Origin of the sequence: Actinomyces radicidentis (assembly GCF_001553565.1) — a bacterium.
In the GTDB taxonomy this organism is placed as follows: Bacteria; Actinomycetota; Actinomycetes; order Actinomycetales; family Actinomycetaceae; genus Actinomyces; species Actinomyces radicidentis.
The window spans coordinates 2,526,952-2,550,104 of the sequence record NZ_CP014228.1; the positions used below are offsets into that span (position 1 = coordinate 2,526,952).

18 protein-coding genes and 1 pseudogene are annotated in these 23,153 nt (G+C 72.9%); 13 read left to right on the forward strand and 6 right to left on the reverse strand.

What is annotated here, in order from left to right; genetic code table 11:
* The first annotated feature begins 90 nt into the window (after positions 1 to 90).
* Together lnt and AXF14_RS10715 are read left to right on the forward strand one after the other, a co-directional pair.
* Complete coding sequence (lnt, locus tag AXF14_RS10710) at positions 91 to 1,671, forward strand: apolipoprotein N-acyltransferase (protein WP_236755593.1); 1,581 nt, start codon at positions 91 to 93, stop codon at positions 1,669 to 1,671.
* Positions 1,672 to 1,701: 30 nt separating this feature from the next.
* Entirely contained in the window at positions 1,702 to 2,487 is a 786-nt protein-coding gene (locus tag AXF14_RS10715) for a polyprenol monophosphomannose synthase (RefSeq protein ID WP_067943118.1), read from the forward strand.
* 170 nt (positions 2,488 to 2,657) lie between these two features.
* Here AXF14_RS10715 and AXF14_RS10720 read toward each other — a convergent pair whose 3' ends face one another.
* Positions 2,658 to 3,011 carry an RNA polymerase-binding protein RbpA gene (locus tag AXF14_RS10720; RefSeq protein WP_067943120.1) on the reverse strand — a complete coding sequence of 118 codons (354 nt, stop codon included), beginning with the start codon at positions 3,009 to 3,011 and terminating at the stop codon, positions 2,658 to 2,660.
* Between the two features lie 252 nt (positions 3,012 to 3,263).
* Here AXF14_RS10720 and AXF14_RS10725 point away from each other — a divergent pair, with 252 nt between their 5' ends.
* The 8 genes from AXF14_RS10725 (at position 3,264) to AXF14_RS10760 (ending at position 12,424) form a co-directional block, all read left to right on the forward strand.
* Entirely contained in the window at positions 3,264 to 4,391 is a 1,128-nt protein-coding gene (locus AXF14_RS10725) for a 6-phosphofructokinase (RefSeq protein WP_067943122.1), read from the forward strand.
* Positions 4,392 to 4,597: 206 nt separating this feature from the next.
* Entirely contained in the window at positions 4,598 to 5,611 is a 1,014-nt protein-coding gene (locus AXF14_RS13355) for a GNAT family N-acetyltransferase (RefSeq protein WP_084355526.1), read from the forward strand.
* 137 nt (positions 5,612 to 5,748) lie between these two features.
* Positions 5,749 to 6,759: a zinc-binding alcohol dehydrogenase family protein gene (locus AXF14_RS10735; protein WP_067943124.1), complete on the forward strand. Its 1,011-nt coding sequence runs from the start codon at positions 5,749 to 5,751 to the stop codon at positions 6,757 to 6,759.
* A gap of 397 nt (positions 6,760 to 7,156) precedes the next feature.
* Positions 7,157 to 7,642: a GNAT family N-acetyltransferase gene (locus AXF14_RS10740; protein WP_067943126.1), complete on the forward strand. Its 486-nt coding sequence runs from the start codon at positions 7,157 to 7,159 to the stop codon at positions 7,640 to 7,642.
* A gap of 946 nt (positions 7,643 to 8,588) precedes the next feature.
* Positions 8,589 to 9,752, forward strand: a complete 1,164-nt coding sequence (locus AXF14_RS10745) for an ABC transporter permease (RefSeq protein WP_067943128.1) — start codon at positions 8,589 to 8,591, stop codon at positions 9,750 to 9,752.
* Positions 9,749 to 10,579 (forward strand): ABC transporter ATP-binding protein, encoded by an 831-nt coding sequence (locus tag AXF14_RS10750; protein ID WP_303323394.1) that lies wholly within the window; start codon positions 9,749 to 9,751, stop codon positions 10,577 to 10,579. The genes AXF14_RS10745 and AXF14_RS10750 overlap by 4 nt, the downstream gene beginning before the upstream one ends.
* Positions 10,580 to 10,633: 54 nt before the next feature.
* Positions 10,634 to 11,269: an SGNH/GDSL hydrolase family protein gene (locus AXF14_RS10755; protein ID WP_067943130.1), complete on the forward strand. Its 636-nt coding sequence runs from the start codon at positions 10,634 to 10,636 to the stop codon at positions 11,267 to 11,269.
* A gap of 147 nt (positions 11,270 to 11,416) precedes the next feature.
* Complete coding sequence (locus tag AXF14_RS10760; protein ID WP_067943132.1) at positions 11,417 to 12,424, forward strand: LacI family DNA-binding transcriptional regulator; 1,008 nt, start codon at positions 11,417 to 11,419, stop codon at positions 12,422 to 12,424.
* Positions 12,425 to 12,554: 130 nt separating this feature from the next.
* Here AXF14_RS10760 and AXF14_RS10765 read toward each other — a convergent pair whose 3' ends face one another.
* The 4 genes and pseudogenes from AXF14_RS10765 to AXF14_RS10775 form a co-directional block, all read right to left on the reverse strand.
* Positions 12,555 to 14,549: a sucrose-specific PTS transporter subunit IIBC gene (locus AXF14_RS10765; protein ID WP_211260084.1), complete on the reverse strand. Its 1,995-nt coding sequence runs from the start codon at positions 14,547 to 14,549 to the stop codon at positions 12,555 to 12,557.
* A gap of 541 nt (positions 14,550 to 15,090) precedes the next feature.
* Positions 15,091 to 15,439: pseudogene (locus AXF14_RS14920) on the reverse strand (glycoside hydrolase family protein); the annotation flags it as partial.
* Positions 15,440 to 15,525: 86 nt separating this feature from the next.
* Entirely contained in the window at positions 15,526 to 15,762 is a 237-nt protein-coding gene (locus AXF14_RS10770; protein WP_067943136.1) for a hypothetical protein, read from the reverse strand.
* Positions 15,759 to 17,033: an inorganic phosphate transporter gene (locus AXF14_RS10775; RefSeq protein WP_067943138.1), complete on the reverse strand. Its 1,275-nt coding sequence runs from the start codon at positions 17,031 to 17,033 to the stop codon at positions 15,759 to 15,761. The genes AXF14_RS10770 and AXF14_RS10775 overlap by 4 nt, the downstream gene beginning before the upstream one ends.
* A gap of 358 nt (positions 17,034 to 17,391) precedes the next feature.
* On the opposite strand from AXF14_RS10775, the gene AXF14_RS10780 reads away from it, so the two are divergent.
* From AXF14_RS10780 to AXF14_RS10790, 3 genes are all read left to right on the forward strand, one after another.
* Entirely contained in the window at positions 17,392 to 18,846 is a 1,455-nt protein-coding gene (locus AXF14_RS10780) for a sugar porter family MFS transporter (RefSeq protein ID WP_084355528.1), read from the forward strand.
* Between the two features lie 88 nt (positions 18,847 to 18,934).
* Entirely contained in the window at positions 18,935 to 20,416 is a 1,482-nt protein-coding gene (locus tag AXF14_RS10785) for an MFS transporter (protein ID WP_067943140.1), read from the forward strand.
* Positions 20,417 to 20,450: 34 nt separating this feature from the next.
* Entirely contained in the window at positions 20,451 to 22,031 is a 1,581-nt protein-coding gene (locus AXF14_RS10790; RefSeq protein ID WP_067943142.1) for an Hsp70 family protein, read from the forward strand.
* 122 nt (positions 22,032 to 22,153) lie between these two features.
* Here AXF14_RS10790 and AXF14_RS10795 read toward each other — a convergent pair whose 3' ends face one another.
* Complete coding sequence (locus AXF14_RS10795) at positions 22,154 to 23,110, reverse strand: aldo/keto reductase (RefSeq protein WP_067943144.1); 957 nt, start codon at positions 23,108 to 23,110, stop codon at positions 22,154 to 22,156.
* Positions 23,111 to 23,153: the final 43 nt, after the last annotated feature.

A 23,153-nucleotide genomic window follows, 5' to 3' on the forward strand; every position in this document is an offset into this window, starting at 1 on the left:
AGCACCGGCGGCAGCGGCGGCGCGCGCCGCACCGGCGCCGGAACCGCTCGCAGGGGCCGCGGGGGAGGCGCACGCTCCGGCAGGGGCGCGGTGTCCGCGCCCCTGAGCGCCCGCTCCCGCGGACGCCGTCTCCTCCTCGCGCTCCTCGTGACCGGCGCCGGCCTCGCCGTCTCCACCGCCTTCCCACCCGTGGGCGCCTGGTGGGCCGCCGTCCTCGGCGTCGCGCTCCTCGAGCTCGTCCTCACCCGGCGCAGCGGCTGGGCGGGCGCCGGCCTCGGCCTCCTCTTCGGCGCGGGCGTGTTCACGCCCCTCCTGCAGTTCACGGCGGACGCCATGGGCAACCCGCTGGGCTGGGCCGCCCTGACCGTCGTCGAGTCCCTTTACCTCGCCGCCCTCGGGGCGGGATGGGCCCTCGCGAGCCGCCTGCCCGCCCTCAGCACCGGCCGGCGCCCCGCCGTCGCCAGAGTCCTCGGCTTCACCGTCCTGTGGTGCGGCGTTGAGGAGCTGCGCTCGACCTGGCCCTGGGGCGGCTTCCCCTTCGGACGGCTCGCCTTCGCCATGGCCGACGCCCCCGCCCTGTCCTTCGCAGCCTACGGCGGCTCCGTCGGCCTGACCGCCCTCGTCGCCCTCGCCGCGGCCTGCCTGGCGGAGGCCGTCCTGCAGGTGCGCAGCGGCAACGGCCTCGTCGGAGCACCGACCGCCGTCATCGCCGCCTGCGCCGTCGTCCTCGCGCCCCTCGCGCTGCCCATCGCCGCCGGCGCCCAGGACGGGACGATCCGCGTCGGCGCCGTCCAGGGGAACGTCGCCCAGGGCGACTCTTCCTTCGCCAAGGCCCTCGAGGTCACCGCCAACCACGCCGAGGCCACGGAGAAGCTCGCCGAGGCCACCGGGGCCGGCACCCTCGACATGGTCGTGTGGCCCGAGAACGCCGCCGACCGCGACCCCCGCACGGACTCCGCCGCCGCGCTCCTCGTCGAGCAGGCGGCCCAGGCCGTCCGGGCCCCGGTCCTCGTCGGCGCCGTCCCCTACGCGGACGGCGTCCGCTGGAACGACGAGGTGGTCTGGACCCCAGGTCAGGGCGCCGGCGCCTACTACCGCAAGCACCGCCCCGTTCCCTTCGGCGAGTACGTGCCCCTGCGCTCCTGGCTGCGGCGCATCACGACGCAGGTGGACCGCATCGGCACGGACATGCTCCCGGGAACCGGACCGACGACGCTCACGGTGCACGCCGCCGTCCGCGACGAGGACGTCACCCTCGCCATGGGTATCTGCTTCGAGGTCGCCTACGACGACACCCTGCGCTCCGGCGTCGACGGTGGGGGCGAGGCCATCATCATCCCGACCAACAACGCCTCCTTCGGACGGTCCTCCGAGGCCGCGCAGCAGCTCGCCCAGGGCCGCGTCCAGGCCGTCGTCCACGGCCGTAGCGTCGTCCAGGTCTCCACCGTCGGCATCACCGCGATCATCAGTCCCAAGGGCACCGTCCTGCAGGAGACCGAGCCCTACACGCAGGCCTCGCTGGTCGCCGACGTCGACCTGCGCACCTCGCGCACCGTCGCCGACGTGATCGGACCGTGGCCCGGAATCATCCTCGAGGCGGGGGCCGCCGCCCTGGTCCTCGCGGGTATCGTGGGCGCGTTCCGAGCCCGCGGCTCGCGCCGTCGGCGCTGACCGCACCACCGACCCAGCAGAGGAAGCCCCGTGAAGGCACTCGTCGTCATCCCCACCTACAACGAGATCGAGTCCCTGCCTGGCGCCCTGGACCGCGTGCGCGCCGCCGTCCCGACCGCGCACGTCCTCGTCGTCGACGACTCCTCCCCGGACGGCACCGGCGAGCTCGCCGACGAGCGCGCCGCGGCCGACGAGCAGGTCCACGTCCTGCACCGCTCCGAGAAGAACGGACTCGGCCCCGCCTACCTCGCCGGCTTCTCCTGGGCCCTGGAGAACGACTACGAGCTCGTCATCGAGATGGACGCCGACGGCTCCCACCGCGCCGAGGACCTCGCCCTCCTCGTCCAGCGAGCCGAGATGGCTGACCACCCCGACCTCGTCATCGGCTCCCGCTGGGTCTCCGGCGGCGCCACGCCGGGCTGGGACGTCAAGCGCGTCGCCCTGTCCCGCGCCGGCAACCTCTACATCTCGGAGATGCTCGGCATGCGCGTCAAGGACTCCACCGCCGGCTTCCGCGTCTACCGCGCCGACCTCCTGCGCCGCATCGACCTGGACGACGTCGAGGCCCTCGGTTACGGCTTCCAGGTCAACATGACCAAGATCGTCGACGAGGCCGGCGGCCGCATCGTCGAGATGCCCATCACCTTCATCGAGCGGGAGGCCGGCGAGTCCAAGCTCGACGGCGGGATCTTCACCGAGGAGCTTGCCCTCGTCACCCGCTGGGGCCTCGCCAAGCGCGGCGGCCAGCTCGCCGAGGCCGGCCGCAAGGGCCTGGAGGAGATCAAGCGCCTGCGCGAGGAGCGCCGCGGGCACTGAGACGGACCGCCCGCCGACGTCGGCTCGCCCTACCGGGAGGCGCCGGCGTCGGCCCCGGCGCGGTGCCGTAGAACGCAGGGACGCCGCCGCACCAACCGGTGCGCCGGCGTCCCCTCGTCGTCAGGTGAGCGGTGCGCGCCGGCCCGTGGCGCGGGCGCGCCGTCGTCGGCTCAGAAGCGCTGGCGGTAGATCTCGCCGGAGCGCAGGAGCTCGAGGCGCTCGTCGAGGAGGACCTTGAGGTCGTCCATCTCGCGGCGCTCCAGGAGCATGTCCCAGTGCGTGCGGGGGGCCTTCTTGGGCTCCTCCGGCTCGGGCTCCTCCTCGCCCTTGATCGCGGCGACGTGGCCGCACTCCGGGCACTCCCAGGTCTGGGGGACCTCGGCCTCGATCGACATGGGGACGACCGTGACGTGGGCGAGCGGGCACTCGTAGGTGACGTTCTGGCGCTCGGCGAACTCGACGCCGTCCTCGGACTCCATCGACTTCGCGCCGATGGTCATGCCCCGCAGTGCGCGGTCTGCCAATGTGCTGCCTTCCTCGGGGGACGTGTCTGCACGGTGGTCGTCGGCCTGCGGGGAGTCCCGCGACGACGAGTCACCGACCGGCTCAACGCCCAGGTGCCCCGGAGAATTCCGTGCGACGGGCGCGCGGGCGCCGGGCGGTCGAGCTGCTCCAGCCGCCGAGTGTACCGGCTCGTGGCGGCAGGACCGTCCCGGCCAGCGGAAGGCGAGCGCCCCGAGTCTGTGAGATGACGCGCAGACCGGCATACTGCGGGCATGGCTACCAAGCGCATCGGGATCCTGACCGCCGGCGGAGACGCCCCTGGACTCAACGCCGCGATCCGCGGCTTCGGCAAGGCGGCGATCCAGGAGCACGGCTGGAGGCTCATCGGCTTCCGCGACGGCATGCGCGGGCTGGCCGAGAACCGCTACACCGAGCTCGACGCCACCGCCCTGTCCGGCATCCTCACCACCGGCGGCACCATGCTCGGCACCAGCCGCGACAAGGTCCACCGCATGGTCGTCGACGGCGAGGAGCGGGACATGATCCCGACCATCGTCGAGAACTACGAGAAGGACAAGCTCGACGCCCTCGTCTGCCTCGGCGGCGGCGGTACCGCGAAGAACGCCCGCCGGCTCATGGACGCCGGCCTCAACGTCGTCCACCTTCCCAAGACCATCGACAACGACATCGTCGAGACCGACTCCTCCTTCGGCTTCTCGACCGCCCTCGAGATCGCCACCGAGGCCGTCGACCGCCTCCACTCCACCGCGCACTCGCACCACCGCATCATCCTCACGGAGATCATGGGCCACCGCGCCGGCTGGCTCGCGCTCGGCGCGGGCATCGCCGGCGGCGCCGACGTCATCCTCCTGCCCGAGATCCCGTACTCCGTGGACGCCATCGTCGAGAAGATCGAGCGGCGCCGCTCCCACGGCTCCACCTTCTCCGTCGTCGCCGTCGCCGAGGGCGCCCTCAACGCCGCCGACCGCCTCGAGATCGAGCACGCCGAGGCCCTCGTCAAGGACGCCTCCAGCCCCGAGGCCAAGGCCGCCGCCAAGCGCGGCGTCAAGCGCCTCGAGGCGTCCCACCGCGCCAACACCTTCACGCTGGCCTCCCAGCTCGAGGAGCGCACCGGCCTCGAGGCGCGCGTGTCGATCCTCGGTTACGTGCAGCGCGGCGGCACCCCGAACGCCGCCGACCGGCTCCTCGGCACCCGCCTCGGCGTCGCCGGGGCGACCGCGATCGCGGACGGCAGGTTCGGCGTCATGGTGGGCGACCGCGGCGCCCAGGGCACCGAGCTGGTGCCGCTGAAGAAGGTGGCCGGCAAGGTGAAGTACGTGCCCGAGGACCACGAGTGGATCCAGGCGGCCCGCGCCGTCGGCACGGCGCTGGGCGACTGAGCCCGCGTCCTCAGCAGGCTCCAGCGACCGCTAACGCGATAGCGGCCCCGGCACCGGCGACTGACGGTGCCGGGGCCGCCCCTTTCGCCGAGATCGGGACATCCTGACCGCGAGATCGGGACATCCTGCTCGCCCGCGATGCTGAGTTCGGTCGTACGGCGCGCTGAGGTCGGTCGGGATCGGTGGCACCGTGAGATTCTCTCCGCATGATCCCGCTGACGACGGAGCGCCTCCGGCTGCGCCCCTTCCGCCCCGGCCCCGTCGACTCCGACGACGCCCGCTTCCTCCGCCGCCTGCACGCCAACCCGGACCTCGTCCGCTTCATCCCCTCCGCCGCGGTGCCCGACGGCCGGGTGGGAGACGTCGTCGTCGCCGCTCAGCTCGAGCGCTTCACCGGTCTCGCGGAGCACCCGGTCCAGGGCTTCAGCCTCGTCGAGCTCGCCGGCACCGATGAGCCGGTCGCTCTCATCATGGTCAAGCCGATCCCGCCGTCGGGCGGCGGCGAGCCGACCGTCCTCGAGATCGGGTGGCGCCAGATCGCCGAGCACTGCGGCCACGGCTACGTCACCGAGGCGGCGCGCGCCGTCCTCGACGCCGTCCACGCCCGCGGCGTCACCGACGTCGTCGCCGTGACCCACCCCGACAACGCCGCGTCCCAGGCCGTCGCCGAGCGGATCGGGATGGAGCGCGTGGGGGAGTCCTGTGACTTCTACGACGAGACGACGACGCTCTTCCGCTCCCAGCGTGAGCGCCAGGTCGGCACCGAGTGGCTGCCGGATGGCTGGGAGCTCCTGCCCGAGGGGCTCTACGCGTTTCCAGGGCCGCTGCGGGACCGACTCGTCTCCGCCATCCTCGCCGGTGCGAAGCGCACGACGACGGGCCTGCTCGCCGAGCTCGAGCTCGAGGACGAGGTGACTGGCGATGACGTCGGCGCGTGCGAGGTCGTCGTCGACTCCCAGGGGCGCGCCGTCGCTGTCACCCGCACCACCGCGGCGCGCGTCGTCCGCCTCGGGGACGTCACCCTCGAGCACGCCGTCGCCGAGGGCGAGGGGCACACGAGCGTCGCGCAGTGGAGGGCCGGCCACGAGCGCTTCTGGCGCAGCGACGAGGAGACCGCCTGGTTCCGCGAGCAGGGCGCTGAGCCGCCGGTCATCGACGACGACACTCGGGTCGTGTGCTGGCGCTTCAAGGTCGAGGCGCAGGACCCGGCGGCGCGCTGAGCGCGTTGCCTGGGCCCGGGTACGTCCCAGCGCGGTGGACCAACCTCAGCGCGCGGATCGACCGAACTCAGCGATGGCGGGGAGCACCAGTCTGGAACCTCTTGCGGCGCCGCGCCCGCCGTGCCCACGATGACCCCATGACGCGCACGACGACCGCCATCGGCTACACCGACAACCTCCCCGTCACCGACCCCGCGAGCCTGGTCGAGCGCGAGATCGAGCTCCCCGAGCCCGGCCCGCACGACCTCGTCGTCGCCGTCGAGGCCGTCTCCGTCAACCCCATCGACACCAAGGTCCGCCGCGCCCAGCCCTCGGGCGGCTTCCGCGTCCTCGGCTTCGACGCCGCGGGCACCGTCGTCTCCGTCGGAAGCGAGGTGACGTTCTTCGCCGTCGGCGACGAGGTCGCCTACGCCGGCCAGGTCGACCGTGACGGCTCCAACTCCCGGCTCCAGCTCGTCGACGAGCGGATCGTCGGCCGCCGCCCGGCCGGCCTGTCCTGGGAGGAGGCCTCCTCCCTGCCGCTGACCACGCTCACCGCCTGGGAGTCCGTCATGGACCGGCTCGGCCTCACGGAGACCAGCGAGGGCACGCTCCTCGTCATCGGCGCGACCGGCGGCGTCGGCGTCGTCCTCCTCCAGCTCGCCGAGGCCCTCCTGCCGGGCGTCCGCGTCATGGCCACCGCCTCCGACGACGAGCGCGCCGCCCTGGTGCGCGAGCTCGGCGCCGAGGACGTCGTCGACCACCACGGCGACCTCGCGGCCCAGGTCCTGGACCTCGCGCCCGACGGCGTCGACTGGGTCTTCACCTCCCACAGCGATGACATGGCCGAGACCCTCGCGCGGATCGTCCGTCCCTTCGGCGAGATCGTCGCCATCGACGTCGCCCCCGGCAACCTCGAGGCCCTCAAGTCCAAGGCGATCACGTGGCACTGGGAGTCCATGTTCACGCGCCCGGTCCACCGGACGCCGGACGTCGCCGAGCAGCACGCGATCCTCGAGCGCCTCGCCGACCTCGTCGAGGACGGGCGCGTGCGGCCCGTCATCCAGGAGCGCGTGCGCCCCATCAGCGCCGAGACCCTGCGCGCGGCGCACGAGCGGATCGAGGCCGGTCGCACGCTCGGTAAGATCGTCCTGTCCGGCTGGGAGTGACGTCGCGTCCGACCGAACTCGGCGCGACGATCGACCGGCCCCGGCGACAGGGGCGGGCAGGACGGCGACGGTGAGCCGGCCAGCACTACGACGTCCCGATCTCGAGGTCAGGATGTCCCGATCTCGCGGGGATGAGACGGGCGCCCACTCAGCGGGCCGGTGCGCCGGCTGAAACAGGCTCGCCCTAGGTGGTCACCGCGCGATCATGCCTGACGCCATGGGGTGCGCGGCGGTGGCACGCTGTCCACGAGCCAGGGGCAGGCTGCATCCGCAGGATGCCGGTGCGGCTTGGCAACGGCATCGTGTGGGCTCGGCTGAGGCGCCCTGGGTCGCACAGGTCATGACCCTGGATCGCGCACGTCTCCTGGGGCATCGCCGGCTATGGGACGATCTGGGCATGAGCGCCATCCCGCCGTCGTCCCTGCGCCTCACCCGCATGACGCCATCTGCCGCTAGGACCATCGCCGACGAGTGGCGCTACCCGCCGCCCTACGACTTCTACGACGCCGAGGCGGACCCCGAGGACTATGCCGAGCTCGTCACGCCCGAGGAGTGGCCCGAGATCATGGAGCAGGCGCTCGACGGTGGGGAGCTCGTCGGCTTCCTCGCCGCCGAGCGGGGTGAGGACGACGCCTGGGAGATCGGGCTCGGGATGCGCCCGGACCTCACCGGGCACGGGACGGGCGAGTCCTTCGTGCGGGCGTGCCTGGCGCGGCTGCAGGAGCTCGTGCCCGACGTCGACGAGGTCGTCCTCGGCGTCGCCGCCTTCAACGAGCGGGCGATCCGCGTCTACGAGCGCTGCGGCTTCGTGCGCACGGGGGAGTACGACCAGGAGACCAACGGGGGAGTGCACCGTTTCGTGCGCATGCGCCTGTCCGCCTGACCGGGTTCGCACGGACGCCCGGCGCGGCTGAGACGGTCGTCGTCACCTTCGACAGAGCGTGCTGTCCACGAGGGCGCCTCAGGCCTCCGACGCCGCCAGATCCTCTGGAGAATCCGGCGTGATCATGCCGCGCCCCGAACGGGCTGCCGCCTCTGAGGCGCCCTCGTGGACAGGGCGCAGCAGGGCGCGATGCGGAGTGGGTACCACGAGAGGGTGCACTTATGTCGCAATCCCTGCGTAGCGTGAACTGCCCACCCTCGGCCTGAGGTGACCGGTCGCGAGGCGGTGGCGGGGAGGGTGTGGAGCTTGCGTCCGTCCTCGGACGTGGTTCGACTCGTGCGCACGGCGGCCTGCACCCAGCGGTTCTCGTTCCGGTCGGTCCGTGGCGTCGGCGTCGTCGAGTTGGCCGGTGCGCGCTCATGCGGCTCGTCACTCGCCGGCTCGGAACGCGTGTCATGGTGGAGCGCCCGCGTCGGACGACGAGCTGACCGTGTGCTGCGGGCCGCGCGTTGAGCGCATGAGTCTGTCGCCGGACGTGCGTCATAGTGCTCTCAGCGGATCAGAGCGTGCTCGCGCGAGCCTCAGCCAGAGGATTCCGCGGACGTGATCGGCGCGCGAGTGCTCTGACCCGCTGACAGCACCATCTGCCGTCGCTCAACGATCTCCGTTCCGCCGATAATGTACATTATGTCAAACTCATGATCGGCTCCGCTCCCCCGCGTTCCCTGAGAGGACTCTGAGCCTGTGGGCTCCATCGGGTCCCGACGTCTCTCGCCCCGCGCTCAGCATCCCCGGCCGGGTCTCGGGCAGCCCGCCCGGACGACGCCCGCCTCCGTGAGCCGCCACCGCGTCCTGGGGCGCCCGCGCGCAGGCCGGGATAGGCTATGGGCTCCCTGACCTGGGAGGACGCACCGGCGTCCGACCAGCCCCGTCCCGAGGAGCCCGCTTGTTACTGGCCCTGCGCGAGATCCGGCACGAGCCCGCGAGGTTCGCGCTCATCGTCGCCGTCATCGCCCTCGTCGCCTACGTCACCTTCTTCCTCGCCGCCCTCGCGGTTGGGCTCGCGCACTCCTACCGCGCCGCCGTCGACTCCTGGGACGCCGACGCCGTCGTGCTCACCGACGCCTCCAACGAGAACGTCTCGGCCTCCCGCCTCAGCGACGAGCAGGTCCAGCAGGCCGACGACGACGTCGCCGCCACCGGGCACGCCACCGTCTCCGCACTCATCGCTCAGGCCGCCGTCGCCGAGCTCACCGACGCCGACGGCACGGCCGAGCCCGCCCCTGACGCCGACCCGGGCACGGACTCTGAGGACGACCAGCTCAAGTCCGACGTCTACGCCTTCGGCATCGACCTCGACGGCGCCCTCGCCCCCGAGGTCACCGAGGGACGGGCCATCAGCGACCCGGACTCCGAGGTCCTCCTGGACGACTCCCTCCTCGAGGACGGCTGGGCGCTCGGCGACCACCTCGAGCTCGCCGGCACCGACCACGTGTGGACCGTCGTCGGCCTCACGCACGACGACACCTTCCAGGCCGCCGGGGTCGTCACCGTCGACGCCGACGCCCTCCAGGAGGTCGGTGCGGAGGCCCTCGCCCCCAGCGTCAACGCCCTCGTCATCACGGGCGCCGACTGGGACGACGACGCCCCCGCCTCGCTCACCAGCAGCATGTCCGACGGCGGGCTCACGCTCCTCACCCCGGGCGCCTTCATCAAGACCCTCTCCGGCTACTCGGCTCAGGTCCTCACCTTCAGCCTCATGATCGGCTCACTCGTCCTCATCGCCGCGCTCGTTCTCGGGATCTTCCTCTACGTCCTCACCCTGCAGAAGCGACCCGTCCTCGGGATCCTCAAGGCCCGCGGCGTCCCCACGAGGTACCTCATCGGCTCCGGCGGCGCCCAGACGACGATCCTCGCCGCCGCCGGCGTGCTCATCGGCCTCGCGCTCACCCTCCTGACCGGCCTCGTGCTCCCCGACGCCGTCCCCTTCCGCCTGTCCCCCGCGCTCGACGCCGGGATCACGACTGCCTTCATCCTCGTCGCCGTCCTCGGCGGCCTCATCTCCGTGCGCGTCGTCGCCCGCATCGACCCCGTGGAGGCGATCGCGTGAGCACCACTCCCCCCGTCTCCCCCGAGCCGACCGGAGCGCGCCCGCGCGGCCGGCACGCCGCTGAGCCCGTCATCCCGGCGGAACCCTCGCGCAGCCGGGCCGTGGCACCGCAGACCGAGGCCGGGCGGCGTCGGCCCAGCGAGTCCGCCGCCGGCGAGCCCGTCATGGTCCTCGAGAACGTCTCCAAGGACTACGAGCAGGGCGGCGAGACCGTCCACGCCCTCCTGCCCACCGACCTCACGCTCCACGCCGGACAGCTCGTGGGCGTCCTCGGCCCCTCCGGCTCCGGCAAGTCGACCCTCCTCACCATCATGGGCGGCCTGCGCACGCCCAGCACGGGCACGGTTCGCGTCGGCGACGAGCCCTTCTCCGAGCTGCCCGAGAAGCGGCGCGCCCGCATCCGGCACGAGCGGCTCGGCTTCGTCCTCCAGGCCGCCGGCCTCGTGCCGTTCCTGCGCCTCTCGGACCAGTTCGCCCTGCACGACAAGGTCGCCCGCCGCGCCGGCGACCCGGACCGGCGCGACCACCTCGTCGCCGAGCTCGGCATCACCGAGCGCCTGCGCGCCTACCCCGAGGAGATGTCCGGCGGTGAGCGCCAGCGCGCCGCCATCGCCGTCGCCCTCTACCACGACCCCGCGATCATCCTCGCGGACGAGCCCACGGCCGCCCTCGACTCCCACCGGGCGCAGGACGTCGCCCGCCTCCTCGCCGAGCAGACCCACGAGCTCGGCAAGGCGACCGTCATGGTCACGCACGACGAGCGGCTCCTGCCGGTGTGCGATCGCGTCCTCGTCATGGAGGACGGGCGCCTGCGCGAGGTCGGCTGACCGTCCGGGCCCGCCACCGCGCGCCCGATCCCTGCCGCGACTAGGGTCGCGGACATGCCGACCGTGCCGCGCTCCGCGCCCTTCCCGACCGCCGTCTTCCTCGGTGACTCGGTGGCCACCGGCTGGCAGGCGGTGACGCACCCGCGCAACCGCTGGACCTCCCTCGTCTGCGAGCACCTGCGCTGGCGGGAGGTCAACCTCGCGGCCGACGGCATGGGCTTCTTCGCCCGCCGCGGCGGTCACCTCCCCGGCGGCTCCCGCTCCCCCAGCGCTCGGGACACCACGTGGCTCGAGACCGTCCTGCGCGCCGAGCCCGACGTCGTCACCGTGGCCCTGGGCCTCAACGACGCCGGCTTCCTCCCCTCGCAGCTCGACCTCGTCCAGCAGGCCGTCGAGCACGACCTCGCCTTCCTCGCCTCCCGGCTGCGCGGGACGCCGATCGTGGTCGCCCCGTACTTCCCCGCGCTCGGCGTCGGACCGCGCTTCGGCGTCGTGCGCCGCCTCGTCCACGAGGCGGCGACCAGTGAGGGCCTCGTCTCCACGGACTCCATGAGCACCGCCATCGACGGCGATGAGGAGAAGCTCGCCGTCGACGGCATCCACCCCAACGACGCCGGCCACGCCGCCATCGCCCGCTCCATGATCGGGGTCTACGAGGAGCTCGTCCCGGGGCTGTGCCATCAGGACTGAGCCGCCGGTCAGGGACCTGCGACGCCCGTCCCTGGCCCCGCTCCGACACGCTCGGGTCACGGCACCGGAGCCCGTCGTACGGTCGGCTCGGCCTCACGAGGGCATAGGCTGAGGCGTCCCTGATCATCAGACCACCCAGGAGCTCATGTGACGCCCCGCCGAGAGCCCACGCTGGCCGACGTCGCCGCCGAGGCGGGCGTGTCCCTCACGACCGTCTCCCGCGTCCTCAACAACCGCGGCTACCTCTCCCAGGCCACGAAGGACCGCGTCGCCGCGGCCATCGAGAAGCTCGACTACCGGCCCAACCAGGTCGCCCGCGCGCTCCACGGCAAGTCCACCCACACCATCGGCGTCATCGTCCCCACCGTCGCGCTCCCCTTCTTCGGCGAGCTCGCCGCCGACCTCGAGGACGCCCTCGCCGAGCACGGCTACCGGATCCTCATCTGCAACTCGATGGGCCGCGCCGAGCGCGAGCGCGAGTACCTCGACCTCCTCGTCTCCCACCGCGTCGACGGCATCGTCTCCGGCGCCCACAACGAGAACCTGCGCGAGTACGGCACCGTCCGCATGCCGCTGGTGACGATCGACCGCGACATGGCCCCCACCATCCCCAACGTGCGCTGCGACAACGAGGACGGCGGCCGCCAGGCGACGGCGCACATCCTCGAGCGGGGCTCTCGCCGCCCGGCGCTGCTCACCTCCCGCTCCGGCCCGCGCAACCGCCGCGAGGCCGGCTACCGCGCCGTCCTGGAGGAGGCCGGCATCGAGCCGATCATCCTCACCGTCGACTTCCACACCCCCGACGCCGAGCGCGGCGCCCTCATCACGCAGCGCCTCGACTCCGTCGCCGACGTCGTCGACGGCGTCTTCGCCACGGACGACCTCTCCGCCGCAGCGGCCATCGAGTGGGCGCACGAGCGCGGGCGTCGCGTCCCCGAGGACCTCCACGTCGTCGGCTTCGACGGCACGGCCGCGGTGCGCCGCGCCATGCCGGGGCTGACCACCTTCCAGCAGCCCATCGAGGAGATCGCCCGCACCGCCGTGCGCACCCTCATGGAGCAGATCCGCTCCACCGACGCGGACGGAGCCTCCCGCGGCGTCGCCGTGGCCCCCATCGAGCTGCCCGGGCGACTGCTCGTCGGACGCACCGCCTGACGCTGCGCGGGAGCGCTCACGCCGCTCCCCCGCGCAGACCGCCGCGGCTCGTCGCGTCCTTCCTCGAGCACGACGGAGGCCCGTCCCCAGGTGTTCCTGGGGGCGGGCCTCCGTCGTCCGCTGCAGCGCGTCAGGCGGTGGGCTGCGCGGCCTCGGCCGGGCTCACCGTGAAGAGCGCGTCCCCGCGGCTGACGGCGCCGGTGGTCGCCTCGGTGACGCCCGCGAAGGAGGAGGCGTTGGAGACGACGATGGGGGTCACCGTCTGGTAGCCGGCCTCGCCGACGGCGGCCCAGTCGACCTCGACCAGCGGCTGGCCACGGCGGACCTTCTGGCCGGCGGCGACGAGGGGCGTGAAGTGCTTGCCGTCGAGCTCGACGGTGTCCATGCCGACGTGGATGAGGAGCTCGACGCCGGAGGCCGAGCGCAGGCCGTAGGCGTGGCCCGTCGGGAAGGCGACGAGGACCTCGCCGTCGACCGGCGAGACGACCGGGCCCTCGGAGGGCTGGACCGCGGCGCCGGGGCCGAGCATGCCGGAGGCGAAGGTCGGGTCGGCGACCTCGGACAGCGGGATGGCGCGGCCCTCGATGGGCGAGGTGATGGCGAGGTCCGTGGCGGCCTCGGCGGGGATCTCGACGGGCGCTGTCTCGGCGTGCTCGGCGACGGCCTCCATCGCGAGGGCGTCCTCGTCCGCGTCGTCGGCGTCCCCGGCCAGGGAGGCGGCGCCCTTGGTGGAGGCGTAGGCGAAGGCGGCGCCGAAGGCGATGACGAAGACGATGGCCTCGAGGAGGAGGTACATCGGGATGTTCTTCGTGATGATGGAGACGAAGCCGACGAAGCCGGCGGCTCCGAGGGCGGATCCGCGGATGTTGAGGGCGGCGACGCCCGCGCCGCCGAGGGCGGCGGCGCCCATGCCGATGAAGAAGGGCCAGCGCAGTCGCAGGTTGACACCGAAGATGGCGGGCTCGGTGATGCCGAAGACGGCCGAGACGCCACCGGCGCCGGCGAGGCCCTTCATCTTGGCGTCACGGGTCTTGAAGAAGACGGCGAGGGCGACGGCGCCCTGGGCGACGTTGGCCATGGAGGCGATCGGGAAGATGAAGTCGCCGACGCCGCCGTTCTGCGGGAGCAGCGGGATCTCGACGGCCGGGAAGGACTGGTGGAGGCCGGTGACGACGATCGGCGAGTAGACGAGGCCGAAGAGGAGTCCGCCGACCGGGCCGAGGTGGTTGTAGGTCCAGTTGAGGCCCGAGGTGATGTCGTTGGACAGGACTCGGGTGATCGGGCCGACGACGACGAAGGTGAGGAAGCCCGTGATGAGCATCGTGAGCAGCGGTGTGAGCAGGAAGTCCGCCGTGCCGGAGAGCCGCTTGTGGAACCACTTCTCGATGACGGACAGGATCCAGGCCACGCACAGCACCGGGATGACCATCGCCTGGTAGCCGATCTTGTCGACCGTGAGGCCGAAGAGGTGCCAGGTCTCGATGGTGCCGTCCGCCTGGGCCTGCGCGATGCTGTAGGCGCTGGTGAGCGAGGTGGAGACCATGGCGGCGCCCATCGCGGCGCCGAGGTAGACGTTGCCGCCGAAGCGCTTCGTGGCCGAGAAGCCGACGAGGATCGGCAGGAAGGCGAAGGCCGCCGAGGAGATGAGGTTGATGAGGTCGGCGTAGTCGGTGAGCCAGCTCCAGCGCTCCACGAGCGACTGCGAGCCGAACAGGCCCTCCGCCGTGAGGACGTTGTTGAGGGCCATCATGAGACCGCCCGCGATGAGGGCGGGGAGGATCGGGACGAAGATGTCCGCGATGACCTTGATGAAGCGGGTGACGGGGTTGCCGCTCTTGGCGGCCTCCTGCTTCGCCTCGTCCTTGGAGACCTCCTTGACGCCTCCGGTCTTGATCATGTCGTCGAAGACGATGTCGACGTCGCCGGGCCCGACGATGATCTGGTACATGCCGCCCGCGATGAAGGTGCCCTTGATGTCGGGATCCTTGTCGAGGGCCTTCTGGTTGACCTTGTCCATGTCGTTGAGGACGAGGCGCAACCGGGTCGCGCAGTGCGCCGCGGCGCTGATGTTCTCGGCGCCCCCGAAGTAGTCGAGGACGTCCTTCGCCACTCGGGCGTGATCCATTGCCACCCGGGTTCCTTTCTCCGTGTCCGGCCAGTCTTCGTTGAGCTGGGGACCCGCGCGCGGCGGGTCGGGGCTGGTCGGCTGGCTCACCGTGAGCCTCGCGCTCTGGGGACCCGCGCGCGGCGGGTCGGGGTGTCAGCGGTGACGCCCGTGGTCCGGACCTGTGTCAAACGTTCGTCAGGCTACCGGGCGCGCGAACTTCGCCGCAAGCGATCGTCTCACGCGATCCTCGGCACATCGCGGACGACGGCGCGGGCCACGGTCACGCGCGTCGCGCCGTCGCCGGAGGCGCGCGCCCGCCGTCGCCGGGTCGCCGAAGGACCGCAGGGTGAGGGCGACGTCCCCGTCGCCGCCGACGACCTCGGTGACGGAGCGGTCGTGGAGGACCTCGAGGCGGGAAGCCGTGCCGCCGGGAAGGCTGACGCGTCGAACCGCGGCGTGCTGGGCGTAGCGGGAGGTCGAGCGGACGACGACGAGTGCCGGCTCCTCCCCCCCAGCTCGAGGATGAGGCCCACGTGGCACCGCGCCGAGTCGATCAGCTCCCCTCCGGCTCCCACCTGAGCAGGTCCGTCGCGCGCAAGAGCACGGCCGTGCCCGTGAGGTCCTCGCGCTGCGCGCCGACGAGCATCCGGCACTCCCCCGGTCGCTCCGCGTCCCGCCAGACCTGCGGGTCGCGCGTGTGCGGAGTGCAGCCGGGCAGGCGGTCGGAGAGGGATGCCGGGCCACCTGGTGAAGCCGCGCAGGTCGGGGCTGGTGGCGTGCCCCCGGTGGATGAGCGTGCGGTCCGGGTGGAAGGGGCCGAGCTGGTGGAAGGCGTGGTACGTGCCGCGGTGCACGAGGAGGCCGTTCGTGTCGTTGAGCCTGCCCACCGGCGGTGCCAGGTGGACCAGCGGGTAGTCGACGCCCGCGTCCGGTCAGAGAGCGGCCCCGGCGTCCGCGTGGGACGCCGGGGCCGCAGCGAGGAGCCGGTCGGCGCTCAGTGGAAGTACGGGATGATGAGCCAGACCCCGAACAGGACGATGGCGCCCGCGAGGATGAGGAAGAAGCCGGCGGCGACCTCGGCCGCGTGGAGGCCGGCGACCTCACCGGTCTCGCGCTTGACGTGCACGTCGTCGAGCATGCGGGCCGCGGCGGCGGTGATGGTGAGGACGAAGCTCGTCGCGACGATGGTGACGAGGGTGACGAGTCCGAGGGACGCCCAGTCGATGCTCACTTGAGGGTCTCCTTCGTGTCGGACGCGCTGTTGAGGAGGGAGCCGGCGACGCCGGTGTGGGAGGGGCGACCGGTCGGGCCGACGCCGACGAGCTCCTGGCGGACCTGCTCGCGGGTGCGGGGGGCGCGGCCGAGCTCGGGGTCGTTCTGCTTGGCGACGACGACCTGGTCGGCGTCGTTGACGTTGGAGAAGTCGACCTTGTTGTGGTTCGCCTGGCGGACGATGAGGAAGGCGCCGACGACGAGGAGCGCGATGACGACGAGCGTGCCCAGGGTGCCGCCCTTGACGGCGATGAGCGAGGTGATCGCGCCGACGACGCCGGCGCAGGGCAGCGTGATGAGCCAGGCGATGGCCATCTTGCCGAAGGTGCCCCAGGAGACCTTGGTGCCGCGGCCGATGCCCGTGCCGAGGACGGAGCCCGTGCAGATGTGGGTCGTCGAGAGGGCGAAGCCGAGGTGGGAGGAGGCGAGGATGGCGACCGTCGAGGCCGTCTCCGCGGCGAAGCCCTGCGGGGAGTCGACGTGGACGAGGCCCTTGCCCATGGTGCGCATGATGCGCCAGCCGCCGGAGTAGGTGCCCAGGCCGATGGCGAGGCCCGCGGCGAGGATGACCCAGGCGTGCGGGCCGGTGCCGCTGGCCTGGTAGCCGGAGGCGACGAGGACGAGGGTGATGACGCCCATCGTCTTCTGGCCGTCGGAGGTGCCGTGGGCGAGCGCGACCATGGAGGCCGAGACGCGCTGGCCGTTGCGGAAGATCTTCTCCGAGTAGGGGTCGGTCGGGTTGGCGATGCGGTAGGCGAACCAGGTGGCGAGCGCGGAGGCGGCGCCGGCGACCATCGGGGCGACGAGCGCCGGGAGGATCACCTTGGACATGACCGTGCCCCAGTGGACGCCCTGGACGCCCGCGGAGACCATGACGGCGCCGATGAGGCCGCCGAAGAGCGCGTGCGAGGAGGAGGACGGCAGGCCGAAGAGCCAGGTCGCCAGGTTCCACAGGATGGCGCCGGCCAGGCCCGCGAAGACCATGGCGGGTGCGGCCTGGATGAGGCTGTCGTCGAAGAGGCCGCCGGAGATGGTCTTGGCGACCTCCGTGGAGAGCGTCGCGCCCACGACGTTGAGGATCGCGGCGACGAGGACGGCGCGGCGCGGCGTGAAGGCGCCGGTGGCGACCGAGGTCGCCATGGCGTTGGCCGAGTCGTGGAAGCCGTTGGTGAAGTCGAAGATGATGGCGGTCACCACGACGACGATCACGATGAAGAGGGTTGCTGACATGCGCTTTCCGGTTGGTTCCGACAGCTGCCGGGCCCTGGTGGCGCGCGCTGGGCGCGTGCTCGGCCGGGGCGGCCGGACCGCCGGCGGGCGGTCCTCGATCATTGTTACCGGGGTGGGAGGGGCGGCGACACCGAGATCCCGGGAGTTCACCAACTGTTCATCCAGGAGGGGCGTGGGCCTCGTCACCCGGGGGCCGCAACGCGGGGCCAAGGTCTCGGGGTCCCGGGTCGCGTGATCGACACCACCTGACACGATCTAGGGTTGTGGTGTCTGAGGAAGGTGGTCGCGTCTAGGGTCTCCCCGTCACCGCTCGACGGGCGCCCCGCCCGTCCGGTCCCCGTCTCACGGAGGAACCCGCATGTCAGTCCAGAGCGCTACGCAGGCGTCCCGGGCCGCCTCCCCGGCGGTCCAGCAGCCCGTGCGCGGGAGCGCGCCCCGACGTCGCCCCGTCCGGCTCGTCGCCCTCATCGCGACACTCGGCTCCCTCCTGTTCGGCTACGACACGGGCGTCATCTCCGGCGCGCTGCCCTTCATGTCCCTGCCCGCCGACCAGGGCGGCCTCGGCCTCAGCCCCGCCGCCAAGGGCTTCGTCACCGGGGCCCTGCCGCTCGGCGCCGCCCTCGGAGCCCTCCTGGGCGGAGCGCTCGCCGACGCGATCGGCCGGCGCCGCGGGCTCCTCGTCCTCGCCTCCGTCTTCCTCGCCGGCGCCCTTGGCACCGCCCTCGCGCCCGGCTACGGCGTCATGGTCCTGTTCCGCGTCGTCCTCGGCGTCGCCGTCGGCGGCGCCTCGACCACCGTGCCCGTCTACCTCGCCGAGATCTCCCCCGCGGCCAAGCGCGGCTCCGTCGTCGCCGTCGACCAGGTCATGATCGTCTCCGGCCAGCTCGCCGCCTACGCCATCAACGCGGGCATCGCCGCCGCCTACGACGACCCGACCGCCTGGCGCTGGATGCTCTCGGTCGCCACCCTGCCCGCCGTCGCCCTGTGGGTGGGCATGCGGGTCATGCCCGAGTCGCCGCGCTGGTACGTCTCCCACGGCCGCGACGACGACGCCCGCACCGTCCTCACCCAGCTCGCCGACGACGCCCACCCCGAGGACCCCGAGGAGACGATCGCCGGCATGCGCCGCTCGCTCGCCTCGGAGGAGCAGGTCGGCCGCGTCCGCCTCACCGACCTCGCGACCCCCTGGATCCTGCGCATCGTCGCCGTCGGCATGGGCCTGTCGGTCATCCAGCAGATCACCGGCGTCAACGCGATCATGTACTTCGCCCCGACGATCCTCGCCTCGACGGGGCTCGGCACGAACGCCGCCCTCGCGGCCACCATCGCCAACGGCGTCGTCTCCGTCCTCGCCGCGCTGCTCGGGCTCTGGCTCGTCCGCGTCCTGCCCCGCAAGCGGCTCCTGGCCGTCGGGCAGGGCCTCATCGTCGCCACCCTCGTCGGCATCGGGGCCATCTCGCTCGCCACTGACGGCACCGGTGCCACCTGGCCCGTGCTCCTCCTCATGCTCGTCTTCCTCGTCGGTCAGCAGGGCGCCGTCTCCCCCGTCACCTGGGTCATGCTCTCCGAGGTCTTCCCGCTGCGGGTGCGCGGCGTTGGCGTCGGCGTCTCCGTCCTCGTCCAGTGGGTCGCCAACGCGATCATCTCCTCGACCTTCCCCGTGCTCCTCGCGCGCGCAGGGCTCGGGCCCGTCTTCCTCGTCTTCGCGGCCCTCAACGTCATCGCCCTGCTTCTTGCGCAACGCTTCCTGCCCGAGACGTCGCGCATGACGCTCGAGGACATCGAGCGGCACTGGGCGCCCGCCGAGCGCTGAGGCCGCCCGGACTCGCCGCACGAGTCGACTCGCGCACACTCCTGAGAGCCGTCGCGCCCGTCCGCTCGCGGACGGGCATCATGGCCGGGTGAGGACCCCACGACGTCGACGCCCCGACAGCGGCGCACCGCGCACCGACGACGCCGGTCCGGTACTGCGCGCCCTCGGCGCCAGCGTCTACGCCCCGACAGCGATCTTCGCGATCGGACAGGGCGCCATCCAGCCCGTCCTCGTCCTCGCCGCCATCAAGGTCGGCATGAGCCGCCCGGCCGCCGCCTCCGTCATGGGCCTGCTCGGCCTCGTCGGCGTCGTCTCCGCCCCTCTGGCCGGGATGGTCGTCGCTCGCGCCGGCGGACGCCGCTCCATGGTGCTCGGCACCGTCCTCGCCGTCGGCGCCGCGAGCGGCATCGTCGCCGCCGTGTCCGTGCCCTCCGCCGTGTCCGTCGACGTCTTCGTCGCCGCCGTCGTGCTCCAGGGGATCGCCGGCAACCTGTGGGGCCTCGCCCGCCAGGGCTACGTCGCCGACGCCGTCCCCGTCTGGGCCCGGGCCCGCGCCCTGTCCTTCCTCGGCGGGATGATGCGCCTCGGCGTGCTCGTCGGACCCGCCATCGGCTCGGCCGTCATCGTCGTCGCCGGACTGCGCGGCCCCTTCGTCCTCCAGACGGCCATGGCGCTGGCCGCGCTGTGGCTCGTCCTCGCCAAGGCCCTGCCGACGGCGCAGCTGCACGAGGCGCGCGCCCTCGCCGAGGCTGAGCGGCTCGCCATCCGCCAGGAGCCGGGTGCCGCTCCCGGACCGGGGACGGACGGCGGCGGGGCCGCGGACGCGGCACCCGCCCCGGACCCGGTGACCGCGCCCGAGGACGCCACCACGGGCGCCCCAGGTGACGTCGCGGCGCCGGCCCCCGCGACGCGCACGACGCCCGAGCGCACCCGCACCGCGGTCGACCTGCGCGCCACCGCCGTCGTCGCCGTCGCCATGACGTGCCTGCAGCTCCTGCGCACCAACCGCAACGTCCTCGTCCCCCTGTGGGGCACGCACCTCGGCATGTCCGAGGCCCTCATCTCCGCCACCTTCGCGGCCGGAGCCCTCCTCGACGTCGCCATGTTCCTGTCCTCGGGCCGCTGGATGGACCGCTACGGGCGCCTCGCCGGGATCCTCCCCTCACTGCTCATCATGGGCGCCTCCGTCGTCGTCACCGTCGTGTGGACGACGCCGGTCGGCTTCGTCGTCGGCACCTGCCTCATGGGCTTCGGCAACGGCTTCGGCTCCGGCATCGTCATGACGATGGGCGCCGACCTCGCCCCCGTGCCCGGGCGCGAGAGCTTCCTCGGCTGGTGGCAGGGCATCGGCAACGTCGGCGCCGCCGCCGGACCCTTCATCGTCTCCGTCCTCACGGCCACGGTCGGCCTCACCGCGGGCATGTGGGCCACGGCCGCCCTCGGGCTCGTCGCCGGCACGTGGGCCTGGATCGCGGTGCCGCGCGCCTACGCGCACGCGGGAATCGACATGCGCGGGCGCTCCCTGCCCTGGCCGGACGCGAGCCGTGCCCGACGCCTCACCTCGGAATGACAGGACGCTCCGCGCCCGACGATAGGGTCGGAGCATGGCAGCCAAGCGCACGCGCGCCACCCACCAGTCCCCCGCACGCCCCACCACCCTGGACCTCGGCATCGACCTCGGCACCACCCGCACCGTCGTCGCCCGAGCGGACCGCGGCAACTACCCGGTCGTCGGCTTCACCGACCCCGACGGCGACGAGTACGGCTACCTCCCCTCCCTCACCGCCCTCACCGAGGACGGCCTCGTGCACGGCTTCGAGGCTCGCGACGCCGCCCGCGCCGGCGCCCCCCTGCTGCGCAGCCTCAAGCGCCGCCTCTCCGACCCCGCCGTCACCGCGGAGACCCCGGTCGAGCTCGGCGGCCGCACCTTCACCGTGCGCGAGCTCCTCGTGTCCTACCTCGAGCACGTCCGCGCCCAGCTCCTCGCCTCCCCCGTCCTCGACGGGCTCGACCCGGCCGGCGAGGACGCCCGCGTCGCCGTCGCCGTCCCGGCCCACGCCTACGGGGCCCAGCGTCTCCTCACCATCGACGCCTTCCGGGCCGCCGGCTTCCACGTCACCGCTGTCCTCAACGAGCCCAGCGCCGCCGGCTTCGAGTACACCCACCGCAAGGGCTCCACCGTCTCCTCCAAGCGCACCCGCGTCCTCGTCTACGACCTCGGCGGCGGCACCTTCGACACCTCGCTCGTCGACGTCGAGGGCACCGAGCACGAGGTCCTCGCCTCTCAGGGCGTCTCCGACCTCGGCGGCGACGACATCGACCTGCTCCTCGCCCAGATGGTCCTGCGCCGCGCGGGCCTCGCCGAGGAGGACCTCAGCCACGCCGAGCTCGACGACCTCCTCGACCGCTGCCGCGAGGCCAAGGAGGCCCTCGCCCCGCAGACCCGCCGCATCGTCGTCGACGTCCGCGACACCGACGTCGTCCTCCAGGCCGCCGAGCTCTACGACGCCGCGCTCCCCCTCGTCGAGCGCACCATCGAGGTCATGGAGCCCCTCGTCGGACGGCTCGTCGACGGCGAGCCCGACCTCACCGACGTCGCCGGCGTCTACCTGGTGGGCGGCGCGTCCTCCTTCCCCCTGGTCCCGCGCCTGCTGCGCGAGCGCTTCGGGCGCCGCGTTCACCGCTCGGCCCTGCCCGGCGCCTCGACCGCCATCGGCCTGGCCGTGGCCGCGGACCGCGCCTCCGACTTCGCTCTCACCGATCGCCTGTCGCGCGGCTTCGGCGTGTTCCGCGAGGCCGAGGACGGTGCCCGCACCTCCTTCGACGCCCTCCTCACCCAGGACACGATCCAGGCGAGCCCAGACGGCAGCGCCGGCACGGTCATCACCCGCCGCTACCCCGCCCGCCACAACGTGGGCGTCTTCCGCTTCGTCGAGTGCGCCGGCGTCGACGCCGACGGCGAGCCCCGCGGTGAGCTCGCCCCCTACGCCGAGATCCGCTTCCCCTTCGACCCCTCGCTGCGGGACACCGAGGACCTCGCGGGCGTCGTCGTCAAGCGCACGGCCGACGGGCCGCTCGTCGAGGAGCGCTACGAGATCGACGACGCCGGCATCATCCGCGTCACCCTCACCGACCTCGGTGACGGTTACGCGCGCGGCTACACGCTCGGTGAGCGCACCGCCTGATCCGCCCTGACCAGCGCAGAGCCGGCCGCGGGCCCCGTCGATCGCGATCGACGGGGCCCGCAGCGCGTTCTGGTGCGTGCGACGCGCTGAGCCCGCCTGGGACCGGCGCGGTCGCGAGGTGCTCAGTCCTGCGCGGCGGCGGCCTCGTCGGAGGCGGCCGTGAGGCGCTCGGTCTCCTCGGCGGACAGCTCGAGGTCGAGGGCGACCAGGATCGGGCTCAACTGCTCGACGGTGCGGGCGGAGGCCAGCGGGGCGACGACGCCCGGACGGTCCCGCAGCCACGCCAGGGCCACGGCGGCCGGCTCGACCTCATGGGCGGCGGCGACCTCGCGGAGCACCTCGACGGCGGCGAAGGAGGGCGCGTTGAGGTAGGCGCTCACCATGCCGGCGCGCTCGCTCGTCACGGGCTCGCCCTCGCGGTACTTGCCGGTGAGGAAGCCGGCGGCGAGGGAGAAGTACGGGACGAGGCCCATCCCGGCGCGCTCGGCGATCTCGCCGCGGTTGCCCGGTCCCTCGACGTCGCCGCGGTGCAGGAGGTTGTAGTGCGGCTGGAGGGCGACGGGGCGCTCATAGCCGTGGGCGTCGGCGATCTCGAGCCACTGCGTGAGGCGCTCGGGCGTGTAGTTGGAGACCGCGACGTAGCGGGTGAGGCCCTCGGAGCGGAGCTCCTCGAAGGCCGCGACGGTCTCCTCCAGCGGCGTCTCCGGGTCGTCGAAGTGCGCGTAGTAGAGGTCGACGTGGTCGGTGCGCAGGCGCTGGAGGGACTCGCGCAGGGCGGTGCGGACGTTCTCGGCCGCGAGGCCCTTGCGGTCGGGCTTGGTGGCGACCTTGGTGGCGATGATGACGTCGTCGCGGCGGCCGCGGGCGTCGAGCCAGGAGCCGATGACGGACTCGGACTCGCCGCCGACGTGGCCGTCGGCCCAGGCGGAGTAGCCGTCGGCGGTGTCGATGAAGTTGCCGCCGCCGACGAGGTAGGCGTCGAGGACGGCGTGGGAGGTCTCCTCGTCGGAGGTCCAGCCGAAGGTGTTGCCCCCGAGTCCGATGCGGCTGACGTCCAGGTTCGAGCTGCCGAGCTTCATGGTGAGCCTTTCGTCGAGGTGGCAGGTGCTCTTGACACTACGA